We start from the raw sequence: 17,642 nt of genomic DNA on the forward strand, positions 1-17,642 counted from the left end.
CGATCTTCCAGACGAGAGACAAGCCGAGACGCTCGACGAGGTCGCCGGCCTGGATGTCCCGATCGGCCGGCAGCCATGGCAAGTGGCCTCGGCCCAGCGCCTCGGAAACCAGGGGCTCTGCCAGTCGGTCCGGGGCCCGAGACTGCGGACGGTGTCGTGGATGTAGACGAACGAATCGGCTTCCGGCGCTACGTAGAGACTCGGATCGGCCGGGCCGGCCAGTGCGACGGTCGCTGTTGCCGAGGAAGCCAACGCATTGCCGCCCACCTCCAACCCAGCTGCGGCGCCAGACGGCCGCCCGCGACGGGAAAGAACCGCTCGGAAAGCTTGGCGCAGCGGGGCGGGACATCCAATCTCACGACTTCCCGGGTCCGCCGATCGCGCCGGCGTGCGGATGGGGAACCGGGTGCTGCCGGATGGTGCAGCGTTCCGTTCGTCGGCCGGCGACTTGCCATCGGAGCCCGGTGACGGCAAGCTTCGCCCGGCAACGAGGTTCGGCGTGTTCGTTCCGGGACTGTCCGGGCGGACGACAACACATGGGAATGTTCTCGATCATGATGATGGACGGTGCGAGTGGCAATGCCGACGACAAAGGCGACGCGGATCTGCGAGAGTTCCGGCCCGACCGCCTCAATCGCCGGTCCTTTCTGATTGGATCCGCCGCCAGCGTCGGCGTGCTGGGGCTCGCCGGTTGTATGTCCAGCGACGCCAGGCTGCGCCGAGAGGCGGCGGCGATGTACGGGCCGGTGCCCGACGACAAGTTCCCGATCCCGGCAACGGACATCAGCAAGGTCAAGCCGAAGTATTTCCGGCAGACGGTGCGCTACGAGACCGATGAAGCGCCCGGCACGATCATCATCGACCCCAGCAACTACCATGTCTACCGCGTCGAGGGTGGAGGGAAAGCCACCCGCTACGGCGCCAACGTCGGCCGCCAGGGATTTCTTTGGAGCGGTAACGCCTATGTCGGGCGCAAGGCGGAATGGCCGACCTGGACCCCGCCCAAGGAAATGATCGAGCGTGAACCGCGGGCGGCCAAATACGCCGGCGGCATGCCCGGTGGCCCGGACAATCCGCTCGGTGCGCGCACGCTCTATCTCTATCAGGACGGCGTCTACACCCTCTACACGATCTACGCCTCGCGCTATCCGGAGACCATCGGCACCAACCTGACGAGCGGCTGCACGGGTCTGATGACCCAGGACATGATCCACCTCTACGACCAGACTCCGGTCGACACAAAGGTGATCGTGCTGCCGGTCTAGGCACCCGTCAGGCGCCGTGGAACGGAAACTGCGGCGTGTGCCCGCTACAGCGGTCCGGCCTGCGAAGAGGCGGTCGGCTGCCGGGCCGCCGCCTCGCGCCAGGCGCGGATCATGGCGACTGCAAACAGCAGCGCGCCGCCGTTCTTGGCGAACTCCTCGGTAGCCGAGAGAAACTCGAACAGGAACGCCGCGGTCTCCCCTGGGAAGCGGTCTTCCAGGAAGACGCGGCGGTTGGTGATCCAGTCGCAGGCGATCATCACCAGCGTGGCGAGGACGCCCGGCGCGAACAGGGCAAGCGGCCGCCACATGGCGGCGATCTCGTTGCGATAGAAGCCCATGACGATCACGCCGATCACCAGATAGCCGCCGATGATGAGGTCGTCGAGCTGGTCGCTGGCGTCGGTCTCCTCCCAGCCCAGCACGGTATGGATCGCATGGTCGGTCAGTTCGTGGATCCGCAGGACGTCATCGACCGCAAGGAACAGGAAGCCCAAGCTCATCAGCGCCCAGATCGCGGCGGGATCCCGCAGCGCGGGGACGGGGCCAGTGGCTTGTCCGACGGGGCGGCGGCGGAGGGCATGGACCTTCCACCCGTACCAGGCGGTCACAAGCAGGCTGGCCGCGGCGGCGAAGGTGGTGGGCCCGCCCTCGGACGACCAGCCGAGCGTTCCGTTGCCGACGAGAGGTGGAATTAAGAAGGCGATCAGGTTGAGGGCGATCAGCGCGAACAGGACCTTGCGGCCGCCCCGGTGGTCGTCATGCGTCAAGATCGGGCCCGCATCTCTCGTCGTGGTCGCGAGAGGAGGGCCATCCGTCACCGAACGTCGCCAGGGGTCTGCCGGCCCCCTCCTCCGACGCTGCGGAGCTGCAGCGTCGACGGTGCCGAACGATAACGGATCGAGATTGTTCCGACTGTCCGTCAGGTCGCCGGAACGAGGCGGTCCCGGCTCCGGCCAGCGAGATGGACGAGCACGCGCTGGAGCAGGATGAAGACGAAGAGCAGTCCGCCGACGGCGATCTTGGTCCACCAGCTGGAGAGGGTGCCGTCGAAAATGATGTAGGTCTGGATCAGGCCCTGGATCATCACGCCCACGAAGGTGCCCGCTACGGTTCCGACCCCGCCGGTGAGAAGCGTGCCCCCAATCACCACGGCGGCTATGGTGTCGAGCTCGACGCCCGTCGCTGCCAGGGAGTAGCCGGCCGAGGTGTAGAGCGCGAAGACGAGTCCGGCGAGGCCGGACAGGGCGCCGGACAGGGCATAGATTGCGATGGTGGTGCGGGCGATCGGCACGCCCATCAGTTCGGCCGAGGTCCGGTTGCCGCCGAGCGCGTAGACGTAGGTGCCGAAGCGTGTGAGGTGCGCGAGCACGATGCCGACGAGGGTGGCGGCGATCATGATGCCGGCGATGAGCGTCAACCGCCCGCCGGTCGGGATCTTCCAGCTGACCGACAGAAGAGCGTCCCAGGTGGGGTGGTCGATGGGGATGGAATCGGTGGTCATCAGGAAGCAGACGCCGCGGGCGAAGAACATGCCGGCGAGCGTGACGATGAAGGCCGGAGTCTCCAGGTAGTGGATCATCGCCCCCATGACCGCCCCGAAAGCGGTGGTGATGACCAGGACCAGCAGGATGGCGGCGATCGGATCGAGACCGGCGCGTACCGTGACGGCCAGGAAGACACCGGTGAAGGCGATGACCGAGCCGACTGACAGGTCGATTCCGCCGGAAAGGATCACGAACGTCATGCCGACGGCGGCGACGCCGAGATAGGCGTTGTCGGTGATCAGGTTGGCGGCGACGCGGGTGGAGAGCATCGCTGGGAACTGGGCGGCGCAGAGCGCCCAGGCGACCACGAAGACGACGAGGGTGGCGAAGAACGGCAGGTTGCGGCTGGTCATGACGCCCTCATGATCTCCTGAGAAAGCCGAACAGGCGGCCGGCGGCCGGCGACTGGAGCACCAGGATGGCGGCGATCACCACGGCCTTGACGATCAGGTTCAGCTCGGGCGGATAGCCGGAGAGCAGGATACCGGTGTTCATGGCCTGGATGACCAGCGCCCCGACCAGCGAGAGCAGGATCGAGAAGCGGCCGCCGAAAAGGGATGTTCCGCCCACGACAACGGCCAGGATGGCGTCGAGCTCGAGCCAGAGGCCGGCGTTGTTGGCATCGGCGCCGCGGATGTCGGAGGCGGCGATGACGCCAGCGACGGCCGCCGTCAGCCCGGAAATCATGTAGGTGGCGAGGAGCACACTGCGGCTGTCGACGCCGGCGTAGGTGGAGGCCGTGCGGTTGACGCCGATGCTCTCGATGAGAAGGCCGAGGGCGGTGAGGCGCACCAGGGCCGCGAGCGCCAGGCCGAGGACCAGCGCGATGACGACTGGCATGGGCAAGCCGAGCGCCGACGACCCGGCGACGGCGATCAGGCCCTCGTGGGTGAAGGTGACGATCTGTCCCTCTGTGACCAGCTGCGCAATGCCGCGTCCGGTCACCATCAGGATCAGCGTTGCGATAATCGGCTGGATGTCGAGAACGGCGACGAGAAAGCCGTTCCAAAGGCCGCACAGCGCGCCGACCGCGAGGGCGGCAGCCAGGATCGCGACCAGCGAATAATCGGCAGCGGCCATGGTGGCTGCGACCGCCCCGCAGATCGCCATCACCGCGCCGACGGAGAGGTCGACGCCCTTGGTAGCGATCACCAGGGTCATGCCGAGCGCCAGGATCGCGACCGGCGCACCACGGTTAAGCACATCGATGACGCTGCCGAACAGGCGGCCGTCCTGCAGCCGGAGATCGAAGAAATCCGGAAAGACGAGCCAGTTGGCCAGGAGAACGGCGGCCAGGGTCGCGAACTGCGGCAGCGCGCCGAAGGAAAGACGGCCGGGCAACGTGCTGGTCATGCCGCGGCTCCGGGGACGGCTTCGGCCGCGATGGCCCGGACGATGTCGTTCACGTTGACGGCCTCTCCCTCCAAGGTGCGGACATGCGATCGATCGCGCAGGACGACGACGCGGTCGGCATAGGCGACGATCTCCTCGATCTCGGACGAGATCACCATCAGCGCCAGGCCGTCGTCGCACAGCCGCTCGATGAGACGGATGATCTCGGCGTGGGCACCCACGTCGATGCCACGGGTCGGCTCGTCCAGGATCAGGAAGCGCGGTTCGGTGGCCAGCCAGCGGGCCAGCAGAGCCTTCTGCTGATTGCCGCCTGAGAGCAGGCGGATCGGCTTCTCCGCATCCGACGTGCGGATGTCGAGGGCGCGGATGAACCTGTCGGCAAGCGCCCGACTCTCGGTGCGGCCGAGCGGACGCAGCCAGCCACGCCGGGCCTGGAGCGCCAGCGCGATGTTCTCGCGGACGCTGAGGTCGCCGACGATGCCTTCCGTCTTACGGTCCTCCGGGCAGAAGCCGAAGCCGAGGGCGGCGGCGGCGCGCGGGCTGGAGATTCGGACAGGTTTTCCGCCGACGGCGAGAGCACCGCGGTCGGCCTGCTTGATGCCGAACAACAACTTGGCGGTTTCCGTCCGGCCGGAGCCGAGCAGGCCGGCAACGCCGATGGCTTCGCCGGGCCGGATGTCGAGGTCGAAGGGCTGGACATAGGCGCGGCGGCCGAGCCCGCGCGCGGAGACGACCGGGGGGGCGTCGACGACCTGGCGCCGGTGGCGCTTCATGGTCTCGGTCTCCAGCTCGCGGCCGAGCATCATCTTCACGATGTCGAGCCGGTTGGAACCGGCAATCTCGCGGGTGCCGACGAGCCGACCGTTGCGCAACACGGTGGCTCGGTCGGCGAGGGCGAAGACCTGGTCGAGGAAGTGGGTGACGAAGATGACGCCGATGCCGCGCGCGGTCAGACGGCGCACGATGGCGAAGAGGGTGACCACTTCGCCGGCGTCGAGGCTCGCAGTCGGCTCGTCGAGGATGAGCACCTTGCCGGAGAGATCGACCGCGCGGGCGATCGCAACAATCTGCTGGACGGCGACGGAGCAGTCGCCGAGCGCCCGGCGCACGTCGATGTCGAGGCCGTAGCCGACGAGAAGATCGCGCGCCATCGCCTCGGTCCGCCGGGCATCGCGCAATCCGAACCGCCGGGGTTCGCGGCCGAGAAACAGGTTTTCGGCCACCGAGAGGTTCGGCAGGAGATTCACCTCCTGGTAGACGGTGCCGATGCCGAGACGCTGAGCGTCGGCGGTGTCGGCGGGGGCTATGGGTGTTCCCTGCAGATGGACGGAGCCGCCGTCGCGGACGTAGACGCCGGTCAGCGTCTTGATGAGCGTGGACTTGCCCGCCCCGTTCTCGCCGAGCAGGGCGTGCACCTCGCCGGCACGGAGATCGAAGTCGACGCCGTCGAGGGCAGTCACCCCCGGAAAGGTCTTGGTGAGACCGCGAAGGGAGAGCAGTAATGGCTCGGCGTTGTCCATTGAGGATCCAGACCTTCCCGGCCTATCGGGACAGGGAAGGGCGCCGCGGGATGCGGCGCCCTCGTTCGGCAACCGATCGGGCGCCGTCGCCGGCGCCCTCCGCGGAAATCAATAACCGAGGTTCTTGCGTGCTTCGTATTCCGCCGCGGCGGTGTCCGGGAGGTAGACCTTGCTCTCCGTCTGGATCCACTTCGGCGGCTGGGTGCCGTCCTTCTTGAAGGCCATGACGGCGTCGAAGGCCGGGCCGGCCATGTTGGGCGTCAGTTCGACGGTGGCGTTCGCCTCGCCTTCCGCCATCGCCTTGAAGATGTCCGGCACCGCGTCGATGGACACCATGATGATGTCCTTGCCGGGCTTGAGGCCGGCTTCCTTGAGCGCCTGGATGGCGCCGATCTGCATGTCGTCGTTGTGGGCGTAGACCGCGCAGATGTCCTTACCGCCGTTCTCGGCCTTGATGAAGCTCTCCATCACCTCCTTGCCCTTGGTGCGGGTGAAGTCGCCGGTCTGGGACCGGACGATCTTGAGGTTGGGATGGGCGGCGATGGCCTCGTCGAAGCCCTTCTTGCGGTTGATCGCCGGGGACGAACCGACGGTGCCCTGGAGTTCCAGGATCTTGCAGTCCCTGTCACCCACGGTCTTGGCCAGGTATTCGCCGGCGACTTTGCCCTCGTAGACGGTGTCGGAGGTCACGGCGGTGAGGTAGAGGCTGTCGTCCTTGCTGTCGATGGTGCGGTCGAGCAACACCACCGGGATCTCGGCGTCCTTGGCTTCCTCCAGCACCTCATCCCAGCCGGTCGCGACAACCGGAGCCAGGAAGATCGCGTCGACGCCCTGGGCGATGAACGTCCGGATCGCCTTGATCTGGTTCTCCTGCTTCTGCTGCGCATCGGCGATCTTCAGGTCGATGCCGCGCTTCTCGGCTTCGATTTTCGATACGGAGGTTTCGGCAGCACGCCAGCCGGACTCCGATCCGATCTGAGAAAAGCCGACCGTCAGCTCAGCTGCACCGGCGGCACTGGCGACCGACAAGGCGCAAGTATACACCGCCCCCATAAGGAGCTTCTTGAAAGACATTGCTGTTCCTCCCCAATAAATCCCGATGCGATCGCCCGAATCTCGGTTGTCGATCGTCGTCCGAGGCGCGCGTCGAAGCGGCTCGTCTTGATGCGTGAGCCTCCTCTGCTCACGTTCATCAGCAACTCATAAGTATACTCCGCTCGTATAACCGTCTAATTCGAAGTGAGCGGGTGTACATAACGAAGTTGATATGTTGCAGTGCGGCAACGCGCTGCAAATGCGAATGACGGGACTGATCGTCCGGTCCTGTCGCGTCCGGGCCAGATTCGTCCTCGTCGCTAATTTTTCCATGCACACCGTGGAACAAGCCCGGGCCGGGCGGCGTATACCGCTCATGCCAGAGTTGCTGCTGGAAGAGGCCCCCACGTTCAGCTGCAGACGACACCCTCCTGCCCAAGTTTGCTGGCACCCTGCAAATCGTCGTGCTTCCCCAATGGGTTGCGTGGCGTCTTGGGGGGACAGAACCGGCATTGCCCCGAGTTCGCGTAGAGAAGGACGATGCGGCCCGCCATGAAACTGGACAGGCAATCCGGCGCTCCGAACGGGTGGGGTGAGCAGCAGAAGGCATTGACGCGGCGGATCCTGCGGCGAATGGTTCGCGCGATCTACCCCGATGTCCAAGGGCGCGTGATGCCCGAGGAGCAGGACCACAGCCTCGCGCTGCCGCTGGAGTTCGCGCATGCGGGTCCGCAGCGCAAGGACCGCTTCGCGGTGGTCTGCCACATCTACTATGTCGAGCAGGTCGGCGAGATCCTGTCTTATCTCTCGAACATTCCCGTCAAGGCGGACGTGTTCATCTCCACCGACAGTCCGCACAAGGCTCGGGTGATCGAGACGCGGTTCGGGTCCTGGCCGAAGGGGCGGATCGAGATCCGCGTCGTGCCAAACCGGGGCCGCGATATCGCGCCGAAGTATGTCACGTTTCGGGACTGCTACGACATCTACGACCTCATCCTTTTCCTGCACTCCAAGAACACACCGCAGATGAAGTCGGCGAACGAGTGGCGTCGGACGATGATGAACTCCCTCGTCGGGTCGCCGCAGACGGTCAAGGACATTCTTTATATGTTCGAGACCTATCCGGACCTCGGCGTGATCTTCCCGCAGCACTATAAATCGGTACGGCCGCATGTCCGATGGCAGGACATGTTCTACGAAGCACGGCGGGTGGCGCAGCGGATGAACATCCGCCTGCATCCGAACCAGTACATCGACTTCCCCGCGGGATCGATGTTCTGGGCGCGGAGCAGCGCCCTGCAGCCGATCCTGGACCTCAGGCTGCGGACCGAGGATTTTCCCGAGGAAGCCGGGCAGACGGACAACACCATCGCCCATGTGCTGGAGCGTCTGGTGCTTCACGTCTGTGAAAGCCAGGGTCAGTTCTGGCTGAAAGTCGCCCGACCGGGCGATGCCACCGTGGGCGGGCGCAAGCTCCAGGTCCGATCCCGGGAGCAGCTCGACGCGCTGCTGGCATCCTACGCCTCGGGCCAGCGGAGCGTGATGGCGGTTCAGGACCTTCCGCCGGGGGCCTCCGACGAGGCGATCGCCTGACCGGCGAGCGGACGGCGAGCGTGGAACAAGGTGCCGTCCCAGAGGGTGAAGGGGCGGTCCCCGACAACGAGGGCGGCGAGACCGGCAGACCGGCAAGCGGTGGCGAAGTCGGCGCTGTCGGCCGGAAAATCGTTACGGTACGACCAGTTGAAGATGACCAGGTCGCCGCCGGGGGCCAGGATCCGCGCGGATTCGGCGATCGTTCGGGCGGCGAGATCCGGGCCGACCTGGACCAGGTAGGGAAAGCAATCGACCGCCAGCACGATATCGACGGACGCCGCGGCGAAGGTGGAGAGATCGTCGCCGGAGCCGATTTCGACGGTGACGTTGGGTTCCAGCTTCAGCCGTTCGCGCGCGATTTCGACCATCCGGGACGAGATGTCGATGCCGGTCAGGGATGCGAGCCGGGGGGCCAAGGCCCTGAGAAACCTACCGATTCCGCAGCCGATCTCGAGCAGGGAGCGGTCGGGCGAGAGGACGGAGAGGCGGTCCAGGTGGGCGACGATCTCGGCGGTCAGGGCGGCGAGGCGGTCGGGGTCGCCTAAGGAGTGAAGCGCAACGGCCGCTTCCGGGGAGAAGTTGGCGGCCGCGTCGAACATGGCGGCGGTCTCCCCGAGCGATCCGGGCGTGTCATGGGACACCGCATCGAGGGTTTTTCTGATTGTTTCCAAGGCGTTGGGATGAGCGAGGGCGAGCGCGGCCAGTTCTGCGACGGCCGGATTGGCGGGCGCTGCGTCCGTGGCCATGGCAAGGGCGGCGGAGAGATCGGCGGAATCTCGGGATTCCATGCAAAGGCGGGTATAGGCCATGGCCGGGGACAGGGTCCCGGCCAGGAGGGCTTCGACGGCGGTCCGGAGCGCGGTCGAAAGAGGATAACTCATCCCATTTTCCGTGCGAGGTGTAGTCGTCCTGTTCGACGGTTTGTAGCGCCGAACCCACGTTTGTAGTCCTCCTCGCCGCGCAGGAAGTCGAACACCCTATCCCCGTCCGCGACGGCCACCTCGATGGCGTGCATCATCAGCACCGAGCCCGGGCTCTCGTAGGCGAAGGCGGGGTCGAAGCCTCCGAGGTAGGCGTAGGTGGTCCCCCGCCCTTTCAAACCGTACCAGGCGGCAACCGTCTGCTCGTCGAGGTTGAGCGTGTAGAGCCTCGCCAAGCCGGCTTCAGCCAGCCGGGGCAGCGCGGCGCGGTGGAACGTCTGGACACGGGGGTCGGCGACAATGCCTGGCTCGCCACGCTCCCTCCAACGGGCTTCGTGGAGGGCGAAGAGGACGTCGAGGAAGGCCGGAACATCGGCTGCGGGGACCGACTCGATGCGGGTGCGGCCCCGGGTCTCCAGCAGGCGACAGGCACGGCGGATCTTGCGGCGGCGGTCGGCCGGGACGGAGGTGGTGCCGTTCGCAAGATCGAGCACCGGGCAGACAGACTGGTCGGAGATATCTGCCGACCAACCGGGCGGGACCGGCAGGCGGCGGGCGACGGCGGCGGGGTGAAGGTCCTCCAGCGAGAGGATCTCCCAGTCGGGGATGGAGCCGAGGGCCTGCATCAGCGCGTCGGCGACAGCCGGGAAGGCCGGATCCAGCAGGACGTCGGCGTAGTCGGTGATGCCGATGCCGACCGGCAGCAGGCGGCGGCCGTGGGGGCCGTCCTCGAACCAGAGCGGTGCGAGAGCGACGAGCCGGCCGCCGGCCTCGACCGCGACGGTGGTGAGCCGGCCGGGGGCGAAGGCATCCCACCAAGGGATCAGCCAAGCCGGCGACTGGAAGGGCGTGGCCGCCGGCGACCGCGCGAAGAGGTCCCACCAGGCCGGTTCCAGGGCGTGAAGCCCGGCAGTGGTTTCGACGACGCGGGCGGACAGGTGCGGCGTGACATTATCCCCGCCGGCGACAGCCGGCGTAGGATCGCGATCCTCGCCACCACCGGCGAGCATGGAGGAGGCTGGCGATGGGCAAGCTCGGACCGGATCGCCCGGGGTTGGCGGATTGCGGGAATGGTCGGTCACGACGCGGCCTTCAGCCGGCCGGCGGCCAGCGCTGCGTAGGTGTCGAGATAGGTCGCGGTCATCCGCTGAAGCGAGAAGCGCTGGCGGGCGACCGTCCGGCAGTGCTCCGCAGACAGATCGCCGGCGGCCTCGATCGCCTCGGCCATTTCCGCCACGCTCTCCACGATGAAGCCGGTGCGGCCGTGATCGACGATGTCGGGAAGCGCGCCGGACGCCCAAGCGATGACCGGCGTGCCGGCGGCAAGCGCCTCCATGGCGACGAGGCTGCTGGTCTCCGCGCAGAGGCTCGGAACGAGCAGACAGCGGGCGGCGGCGAGAAGCCTGCGCTTGCGGGGAAAACCGAGCGGGCCGAGGAAGCGGCGGCGGCGGTCGAGCCGGGGTGCGACTTCATCGGCAAAGTAGCGCTCGTGGTCTGCGTAGGGGTAGACCCGGCCGCCGATCAGCAAGGGACTGTCGGCGCGGCGGGCCGCGTCAAGGGCAAGGTGAATGCCCTTCTCCGGGCAGATGCGGCCGAGCACGAGTGCGAAGTCGCGGCGGGCATGGCAGTGGGCGGCGAGCGCGTCGACGGGCACGCCGTTTCCGATCACGGGGCCGAGGGCCAGTCCGGGCGGACAGGCGGCGACCTGACTGGAAGAAACGCCGTGGAGGACGAGGTCGGGACGGGGTCTCCAAGCCTCCGCGGGATACCAGTCCGGCGGCAGGTGGACGGTGACGAGCGTCGGCCCCTCGTCGGGAAGATAGGCGGGGAAGTCTATGCCGTGGAGGTGCACGACGTCGACCGGGTGGCGGCGGCGGGCTTCGGAGATCGCGGCGCGATGAGCCGCCCAGGCGCGCCGGCGGACCGCCTCGTCGATCGGACCCGCCTCCGCCGGCACCTGGACCAGCGTGCCGGCGACAGCGGAGCCCTCGCAGGCGACGACGAGCGAACGGTGGCCGGCGGAGACCATCGCGCGGTCGATGTGGGAGAGAACCTGCTCGGCCCCGCCTACGGCGTCCGGACCAACCGGGGCGAGGGGATAGGCGACCTGGAGGACGGTGAGGGTCATGTCGTCCGGGCCAACGCGGCACGGGCGTCGGCAACGCGGGCCAGCCAGTCCTCGCCCGAGAGAGACGCACCGACCCGGGGATAGAAGAGCAGGCCCCCGTTCGGGAGCGTCGTGAAGTCGTGCACTGGGGCTGGACGGAAACGTTCGACGGCCGGGTCGAAACCGTCGAGCACCGCTGCTTGGGTCGCGTGGACGGCGAACATTGCCTGCTTGACGGCCATCGCCTCCCCGTCGACGGGCACTGCGACGCCAGGGTCTTCGCCCGGCGGGAACTCCTGGGAGACGAAGAGGTGGTCGGCATCGAGCCGGTAGAAGGGCATCTCCACAATGTCCGGCGCGTGGTCGGCGAGAAGGTCGCAGGCGGCGGAGACGGCGAAGGCCACGGCGTCGTGGTCGGGATGCCCGCCCTCGTAGGCGTGGGTGAACACGGTCCGGGTGCCGTTGACGCGGAAGAGATCCGCCAGGCGGCGGGCGATTCTGACGAGGTGGTCGGCGGCCTCCTGGTCGGGGATGCCGAGAGATACCCGCTGGGAGACCATGACCCCGGCCATGTCCAGGGCTTCGGAGAGCTCGGCTGCGCGCGCCGCGGCGTAGTCGGCGGACGTCCGGAAGCCGAGACGCTGGGCGTCGCGTCCGTCCGCCGGTGCACCGTCCGTGACGTGGACCACCAGCAGACCGGGCGCCCGCGCGAAGGTGGCGCCGAAGCCGATCGCCTCGTCGTCGGGATGGGCGACCACCAGAGCGATCCGGCCCGGAAGCGGGGGCCGGTCCGGATCCTGGAGAGCTGCGATCACGTCCGCGACCATAGACTTCGTCCCTATTCAGCCGCCGCCTTCGGCGTGACGCCGATCCGGGTGGCGTAGCGGTCGATCATGCCGGCGCAGAAATCGGCGAATTCGGCGGGATCCTGCGGGGCGCTGGTGTGGTGGGGCTGCAAGCCGCGGTGCTCCGGGGTGAAGCAGAATGTGACCGTCACGTCGAAATCGGCAAGGGCGTCCATCTGCCGGTCGAACCAGTCGAGAGCGTTGGGGCGGAAGCTGTCGGCCCAGGACAGCCCCGTACGCAAGTAGGTGACGCCCAGCCGCTTCATCCAGGCCACCGCGTCGTCCAGGCGCGGATCCTGGTAGTGGAACCACTGGCAGAGGCCGATCTCGGGCGTGAACTCCGGGAAGACCTCGACAGAGGGTTTGGGCGAGCCGTCCTCACGTAAGAGCCCCATGTAGAAGTGGCGGTAGTAGGAGGAGCCTTCCGCCTCGCGGTGGCGGGTGGTGGCGCCCCAGGCCTGCGGCAGGTCGTAGAGGGAGTACCAATGGATGCGCGGGGCGCGGCCGGACAGGAGCTCGGCAGTGCGGCGCAGGCCCCAATGCTGGACCTCCTCCGCGCCGAAGGTGGAGATGCCGACCTCGCTGACCCAGACCGGCAAGTGGGTGACGCGGCGGATCTCGTCGACCTTCTGCGGCCACTCATCGATCTTCCAGAGGTTCCAGTCGAGCGGGAAGCCATGGACCGCGACGGCGTCGAGGTGGTCGAGGACGCCCTTGCCGGCGAGGTTCATCAGGAACAGCGGGTCGATCGGGGACATGCCGCCGAGGACGCGGACAACGCCGGCATCGGCGGAGCGGATCGCCTGCCCTGCCCGGCTTGCCATGTCGGCAAAGAGAGTCCAGTCCGGGTCGATCTCCGGGTCCCAATGGGACTTGTTGTTCGGCTCGTTCCAGATCATCGCAGCTTCGAGCATGGGTGTTCCTACTCCGGGCGGTCGTTCAGATGGCGAGATATGCTTGCGGGGTAGACGGCGTTGCCCAGGGGCGTCTCGCGGCGGCGGCAGACGTAGACCTCCTCCTCCGGATGGCCGACGATGTCGAAGCCGGCGGCGCGCAGCATCGCCTCGGCGCAGGCGCGATTCGGCACCCACCAGTTCGTGGGGTCGTCGGAATAGCGGTGCTCGATGAAGTGGAGCTTGGGATAGCCGGAGCCGTCGAAGTGGGCGGTGTCAGTGAAGGGATAGTTCTCCGCCACGACATCGACCTGGCCGGCGCCGCGCTGCATGGACTGGAAGACCATGAGGTCGCCCGCGACGTGCTCGTGGATCAGATCTAGCGCGAGCAGCGGGTGGCGGAGGTGATAAAGGACCCCCATGAAGAGCACCACGTCGAAGCGTTCGCCGAGGGCGCCGACGTCGTAGACCGAGAGCCTGCGGAACTCGATGTCGAGGCCCTCGACGTCTGCGGCGAAGCGGGCCTGGGCGAGATAGTCCTCGTCGAAGTCGATGCCGACCACGCGGTCGGCGCCGCGGCGCTTCATCTCCAGCGAATAGAAGCCGCCGTTGCAGCCGATGTCGAGGACGGACCGGCCGGTGAGGTCCTTGGGGATCGCGGATTCGAAGCGGCGCCACTTCACGGCGGGGTAGTCGCCTAGGAAATGGTCCGGAGCGGTCCAGACGCCGCCGAGCTCGATGTTGTGGAACCAGGGGCCGAGCGCCTCGATGCGGGCGCGCAGGTCGTCGCGGCTGGGTTCGATCACGGTCATCATTCCGGTTTGTCGGTGGGGGTGGCGTGCAAGCCGGCGAAGGGTCTGCCCGTGGGCCAGCCGAGGGCGACGCGCGACCCGCTGGCGGGCGCATCGGACGCGGCGTTGGCCTCGGCGAGCAACCCGAGGGCGGCTCGGTAGCCGTTCAAGGTGCCGACGTCGACATAAGACTCGCCGGCGGGCACGCCGACCGCCTCGCCGCCGGCCGCCAGCCAGGCGTTGATCAGCGTGCCGACGTATTCGTCGCGGCCGTCGCGGGCCCGCCAAAGCGCGTGCAGCTCGTGCAGCACACGGCCGGGCATCTTGAAGCCGCCCCAGATCCATGGGGTGCGGGCCTCCGGGCTCTTGACCTGGATTTCGACGACGCGGCCGTCCGGCTCGGTGACGACAGCGTCGAAGACCTCGGGATGGTCGACGGGAAAGAGCAGGAAGGACAGCCTGTCGTCGGGCAGCGCAGCGAAGCCCGAGCGGGGCATCCAGACCGTGTCGGGAAGGCCGACCAGGACGGGTTCGTCCGGGGCGACCAGCGGGGCGACGCGGAAGATGGCGTCGCAGAGGCCGGCCGGCGAGGGCTGCACCACGTAGGCCACAGAGGCCGAGCCGTAGGCGCCACCGTAGTATTCCAGGATGTCGGACTTTCCCGGCGCGATGACGAAGCAGATCTTGTCCGCCCCGCCGGCGATCATCCGCTCGACCAGGTATTCGCTGACGGCGCAGGGCCGCTCCACGCCGCCATCCAGGCGGCTGCCGACGGGAAGCAGTTCCTTGGAGAAAGCGAGCGGCTGGATCCTGGTGCCGCGGCCGGCGGCGGGAACGATGCCCCACATGGGTTCAGCCCTCCAGACGGGCGGGTTCGCGGGGAAGGATGCCGACGGGTTCGCGGTCGAGGATGGCCTCGAACTCGGCGGCGCGGTGGTCGGAGGTATGCTCGGCGAGCGCGCGGTCGCGCGCGGCGCGGGCGATGCGGGACAGGTCGGCGTCGGAAAGGTCGAGCGCCATCAGCGCATCGTCGGCGGACCGGCCGATCAGGATCTCCTCGCCGGGTTCGAAGAAGGCGTCGAGGCCGGGCCACCAGTCGCTGAGGACGGCGGCGCCACAGGCGGCGGCCTCGAAGAGGCGGCCGGAGGGGCACCAGCCGGAGCGCGCCATCGCCTCGCGCGTGACGTTGAGGGTGAGGCGGGAGGAGGCATAGAAGGCCGGATGGGCTTCGGCGGCCAGGTGGCGGACGAAGAAGATGTTGTCGCCCCACGGGAAGTCGTCCGGGTACTGGGCGCCGGCGATGACGAAGCGGCTGTCCGGCCGGCGGCGGGCGGGGGCGACGAGCAGCGTCTCCAGCGCGGCCTGCCTGTCGGCGGCGAAGGTGCCGATGTAGGACATCGCGCCGGCGAAGGCCGGATCCGGGGCGGCGGGACGATGCACGTCCGGATCGACGTGGCCATAGAGGGCGGCGGTCGCAGGGGCGCCGAGGTGGCGCTTCAGGGCATCGAGCGCCGGGCCGCCGGTGTAGCTGAGGACGAGGTCGAAGTCGGCAAGGCCGCGCGCGCCGATGTAGGGCAGGCTCTCGCCGTCGCCGAGGCGGGCCAGCGTGACGGGCGTGTCGAGGTCGTAGAAGAGGCGGCGAGGACGAGGGGCGGCGAGGACGAGGTCGGTGGCGGCGATGCCGTCCGGGCAATAGGAGGTGACCATCGCGACGTCGGCGTCGGCGAGGTGCCGCTCGGCGTGTTGGCGGAAGTCGGCGAGATCGCGGTAGAGCACGAGTTCGCCGCCGGGGATCGCGTGGTAGTCGCGGGCGCCGGCGTACCAGGAGACGTCCTTCTCGTAGAAGACCACCGTCCAGCCGCGGCGGGCGAGCGCCTTGACGAGGCCGCGCCAGAGGGTGGCGTGGCCGTTGCCCCAGGATGAGGAGATGGTGAGGCCGAAGACGACGAGCTTCACGCGCGCTCCTCCCCGTGGACGACGTTGAGGCTGACGAGGCGGGGCGGGGCGTCGCCCAGGCTGAGGGTGGTGACCGAAGCGGGGTCGACGTCGAAGCGGTGGATGGCGGCGAGGGGAAGGCCGAGGACGTGAACGACAGCCGCCTTGATCATGTCGGCGTGGGTGACGGAGGCGACGACGCCGCCCTGGTGGCGGCGGGCGAGGACGGCGAGATGGCGCAGGATCCGCGCCTGCGCCTCGGCCATGGTCTCGCCGCCGGGGCAGCGGGCGGTGTCGCGGTCGTCGTTCCACGCTCGCCAGTCGGGGTCGTCGGCAAGGTCGTCGAAGGTGCGGCCGGTGAAGGCGCCGAAGTCGATCTCGTCGAGATCCGGGGCGATCTCGACGGCAAGTCCGTGCGGGGCGGCCACGGCCTCGGCGGTCTCCACGGCGCGCTCGCGCGGGCTGGCGTGAACGGCGTCGAGCGGCAGGCGGGCGAGCGCGTGGGCGAGCGAGCCGGCTTCAGCGCGGCCGCGGTCGCTCAACGACAGGCCGGGCTGGCGGCCGGAGAGGATATGGCCGACGTGGCCGTGCGCGGCGTGTCGGACCAGGTGGAGCACCATCAATGCTCGGTCTCCGATGCCTCGTCGCGGCCCGCGATGAAGGCGAGCGTGCGCCGACGGGCCTCGTCGTCGGTGAACTGCACGGGCGGCGACTTCATGAAGTAGCTGGAAGGCGCGACGATCGGGCCCTTCAGGCCGCGGTCGAGGGCGAGCCTGGCGCAGCGGACGGCGTCGATGACGATGCCGGCGGAGTTCGGGCTGTCCCAGACCTCCAGCTTGAGCTCGGCGTTCAAGGGCATCCCGCCGAAGGTGGTGCCCTCCATGCGGATGTAGGCCCACTTGCGGTCGGTCAACCAGGGGACGTAGTCGCTGGGGCCGACGTGGACGTCGTCGGGATCGAGGTCGACGTCGAGCTGGCTGGTGACCGCGCGGGTCTTGGAGATCTTCTTGGATTCAAGGCGCTCGCGCTCGAGCATGTTCTCGAAGTCGGTGTTGCCGCCGAAGTTGAGCTGGTAGGTGCGGTCGAGCCGCACGCCGCGCTCGCGGAAGAGGTTGGTGAGCATGCGGTGGACGATGGTGGCGCCGACCTGGCTCTTGATGTCATCGCCGATGATCGGCAGGCCGCGCGCCTCGAAGCGGGCGGCCCATTCCGGGTTGGAGGCGATGAACACCGGCATGCAGTTGACGAAGGCGCAGCCGGCTTCCAGTGCCCGCTCGGCGTACCACTCGGCCGCCTTCTGCGAGCCGACGGGGAGATAGGAGACCAGCACGTCGGTGCGGGTCCGCTCCAGGATGGCGGTGACGTCGGCGACCGGCTCGTCGGATTCGGCGACCTTGTCCTTCAGGTACCGGCCGATCCCGTCGAGGGTGTTGCCGCGGGCGACGACGACGCCGGTGTCGGGTACCGCGGAGAAACGCTGGGTGTTGTTGGGGCCGGCGAAGATCGCCTCGGAGACGTCGCGGCCGACCTTGCGGGCGTCGACGTCGAAGGCGGAGGCCACCTCGATGTCGCCGACGTGGTAGCCGCCGAGGTCGACGTGCATCAGGCCGGGGATCGGCTCGTTGCCGCGGGCGTCGCGGTAGTAGGTCAGCCCCTGGACGAGGGACGAGGCGCAGTTGCCGACGCCGACGATGCCAAGGCGGATGGTCCTCTGGCCCATGAAAACTCCCGGTCTCGCCGGCCGCGCCGGCGCGACCCCTCAGGCGCGCCGCGCACGACCTTGGGGGTAAGCGCTGCGGGGCAAACAGCGGTCGGCGAGAAATGTTCCGGGATCAGGGTCG

The 17,642-nt window shown here is 68.2% G+C and carries 17 protein-coding genes; 2 read left to right on the top strand and 15 right to left on the bottom strand.

Going from position 1 to position 17,642, the window contains the following annotated elements:
- Positions 1–554 precede the first annotated feature (554 nt).
- Positions 555–1,265 carry a L,D-transpeptidase gene (locus tag HZ321_RS18325; protein WP_181703881.1) on the top strand — a complete coding sequence of 237 codons (711 nt, stop codon included), beginning with the start codon at positions 555–557 and terminating at the stop codon, positions 1,263–1,265.
- A 44-nt stretch (positions 1,266–1,309) separates the two neighbouring features.
- Here the strand turns inward: HZ321_RS18325 and HZ321_RS18330 are convergent, their stop codons facing one another.
- The 5 genes from HZ321_RS18330 to ytfQ all read right to left on the bottom strand — a co-directional run bounded on the left by HZ321_RS18330 (position 1,310) and on the right by ytfQ (position 6,756).
- A complete protein-coding gene (locus tag HZ321_RS18330; protein ID WP_181703843.1) occupies positions 1,310–2,032 on the bottom strand; it encodes a hypothetical protein in 723 nt (240 codons plus the stop codon).
- Positions 2,033–2,184: 152 nt separating this feature from the next.
- A complete protein-coding gene (gene yjfF, locus HZ321_RS18335) occupies positions 2,185–3,162 on the bottom strand; it encodes a galactofuranose ABC transporter, permease protein YjfF (RefSeq protein ID WP_181703844.1) in 978 nt (325 codons plus the stop codon).
- Positions 3,163–3,169: 7 nt separating this feature from the next.
- Complete coding sequence (locus HZ321_RS18340; RefSeq protein ID WP_181703845.1) at positions 3,170–4,162, bottom strand: ABC transporter permease; 993 nt, start codon at positions 4,160–4,162, stop codon at positions 3,170–3,172.
- Positions 4,159–5,682 (bottom strand): sugar ABC transporter ATP-binding protein, encoded by a 1,524-nt coding sequence (locus tag HZ321_RS18345; RefSeq protein ID WP_181703846.1) that lies wholly within the window; start codon positions 5,680–5,682, stop codon positions 4,159–4,161. Before HZ321_RS18345 ends, HZ321_RS18340 begins: the two co-directional genes overlap by 4 nt.
- A 108-nt stretch (positions 5,683–5,790) precedes the next feature.
- Positions 5,791–6,756 carry a galactofuranose ABC transporter, galactofuranose-binding protein YtfQ gene (gene ytfQ / locus HZ321_RS18350; RefSeq protein WP_181703847.1) on the bottom strand — a complete coding sequence of 322 codons (966 nt, stop codon included), beginning with the start codon at positions 6,754–6,756 and terminating at the stop codon, positions 5,791–5,793.
- A 513-nt stretch (positions 6,757–7,269) separates the two neighbouring features.
- On the opposite strand from ytfQ, the gene HZ321_RS18355 reads away from it, so the two are divergent.
- On the top strand, positions 7,270–8,310 hold the full coding sequence (locus HZ321_RS18355) for a rhamnan synthesis F family protein (protein ID WP_181703848.1): 1,041 nt from the start codon (positions 7,270–7,272) through the stop codon (positions 8,308–8,310).
- Here the strand turns inward: HZ321_RS18355 and HZ321_RS18360 are convergent.
- From HZ321_RS18360 to HZ321_RS18405, 10 genes are all read right to left on the bottom strand, one after another.
- Positions 8,268–9,191, bottom strand: coding sequence for a class I SAM-dependent methyltransferase (locus tag HZ321_RS18360; protein WP_181703849.1), 924 nt, complete (start codon positions 9,189–9,191; stop codon positions 8,268–8,270). The genes HZ321_RS18355 and HZ321_RS18360 overlap by 43 nt on opposite strands.
- Positions 9,188–10,240 carry a GNAT family N-acetyltransferase gene (locus HZ321_RS18365; protein WP_181703850.1) on the bottom strand — a complete coding sequence of 351 codons (1,053 nt, stop codon included), beginning with the start codon at positions 10,238–10,240 and terminating at the stop codon, positions 9,188–9,190. The genes HZ321_RS18360 and HZ321_RS18365 overlap by 4 nt, the downstream gene beginning before the upstream one ends.
- A 68-nt stretch (positions 10,241–10,308) precedes the next feature.
- A complete protein-coding gene (locus HZ321_RS18370; RefSeq protein WP_181703851.1) occupies positions 10,309–11,358 on the bottom strand; it encodes a glycosyltransferase in 1,050 nt (349 codons plus the stop codon).
- Positions 11,355–12,164, bottom strand: a complete 810-nt coding sequence (locus HZ321_RS18375; RefSeq protein ID WP_181703852.1) for a PIG-L deacetylase family protein — start codon at positions 12,162–12,164, stop codon at positions 11,355–11,357. The genes HZ321_RS18370 and HZ321_RS18375 overlap by 4 nt, the downstream gene beginning before the upstream one ends.
- Before the next feature lie 11 nt (positions 12,165–12,175).
- On the bottom strand, positions 12,176–13,096 hold the full coding sequence (locus HZ321_RS18380; protein ID WP_181703853.1) for a glycoside hydrolase 5 family protein: 921 nt from the start codon (positions 13,094–13,096) through the stop codon (positions 12,176–12,178).
- 8 nt (positions 13,097–13,104) lie between these two features.
- Positions 13,105–13,887 (bottom strand): TIGR04290 family methyltransferase, encoded by a 783-nt coding sequence (locus HZ321_RS18385; protein ID WP_181703882.1) that lies wholly within the window; start codon positions 13,885–13,887, stop codon positions 13,105–13,107.
- Complete coding sequence (locus HZ321_RS18390) at positions 13,887–14,714, bottom strand: sugar phosphate nucleotidyltransferase (RefSeq protein ID WP_181703854.1); 828 nt, start codon at positions 14,712–14,714, stop codon at positions 13,887–13,889. Before HZ321_RS18390 ends, HZ321_RS18385 begins: the two co-directional genes overlap by 1 nt.
- Positions 14,715–14,718: 4 nt before the next feature.
- The gene (locus HZ321_RS18395) at positions 14,719–15,822 is read right to left on the bottom strand and encodes a glycosyltransferase family protein (RefSeq protein ID WP_181703855.1); all 1,104 of its coding nucleotides are present in this window, start codon (positions 15,820–15,822) and stop codon (positions 14,719–14,721) included.
- The gene (locus tag HZ321_RS18400; RefSeq protein ID WP_181703856.1) at positions 15,819–16,421 is read right to left on the bottom strand and encodes a histidine phosphatase family protein; all 603 of its coding nucleotides are present in this window, start codon (positions 16,419–16,421) and stop codon (positions 15,819–15,821) included. Before HZ321_RS18400 ends, HZ321_RS18395 begins: the two co-directional genes overlap by 4 nt.
- Positions 16,421–17,521: an inositol-3-phosphate synthase gene (locus HZ321_RS18405; protein ID WP_181703857.1), complete on the bottom strand. Its 1,101-nt coding sequence runs from the start codon at positions 17,519–17,521 to the stop codon at positions 16,421–16,423. The genes HZ321_RS18400 and HZ321_RS18405 overlap by 1 nt, the downstream gene beginning before the upstream one ends.
- Positions 17,522–17,642: the final 121 nt, after the last annotated feature.

Source organism: Chthonobacter albigriseus, from assembly GCF_013839445.1.
In the GTDB taxonomy this organism is placed as follows: Bacteria; Pseudomonadota; Alphaproteobacteria; order Rhizobiales; family Pleomorphomonadaceae; genus Chthonobacter; species Chthonobacter albigriseus.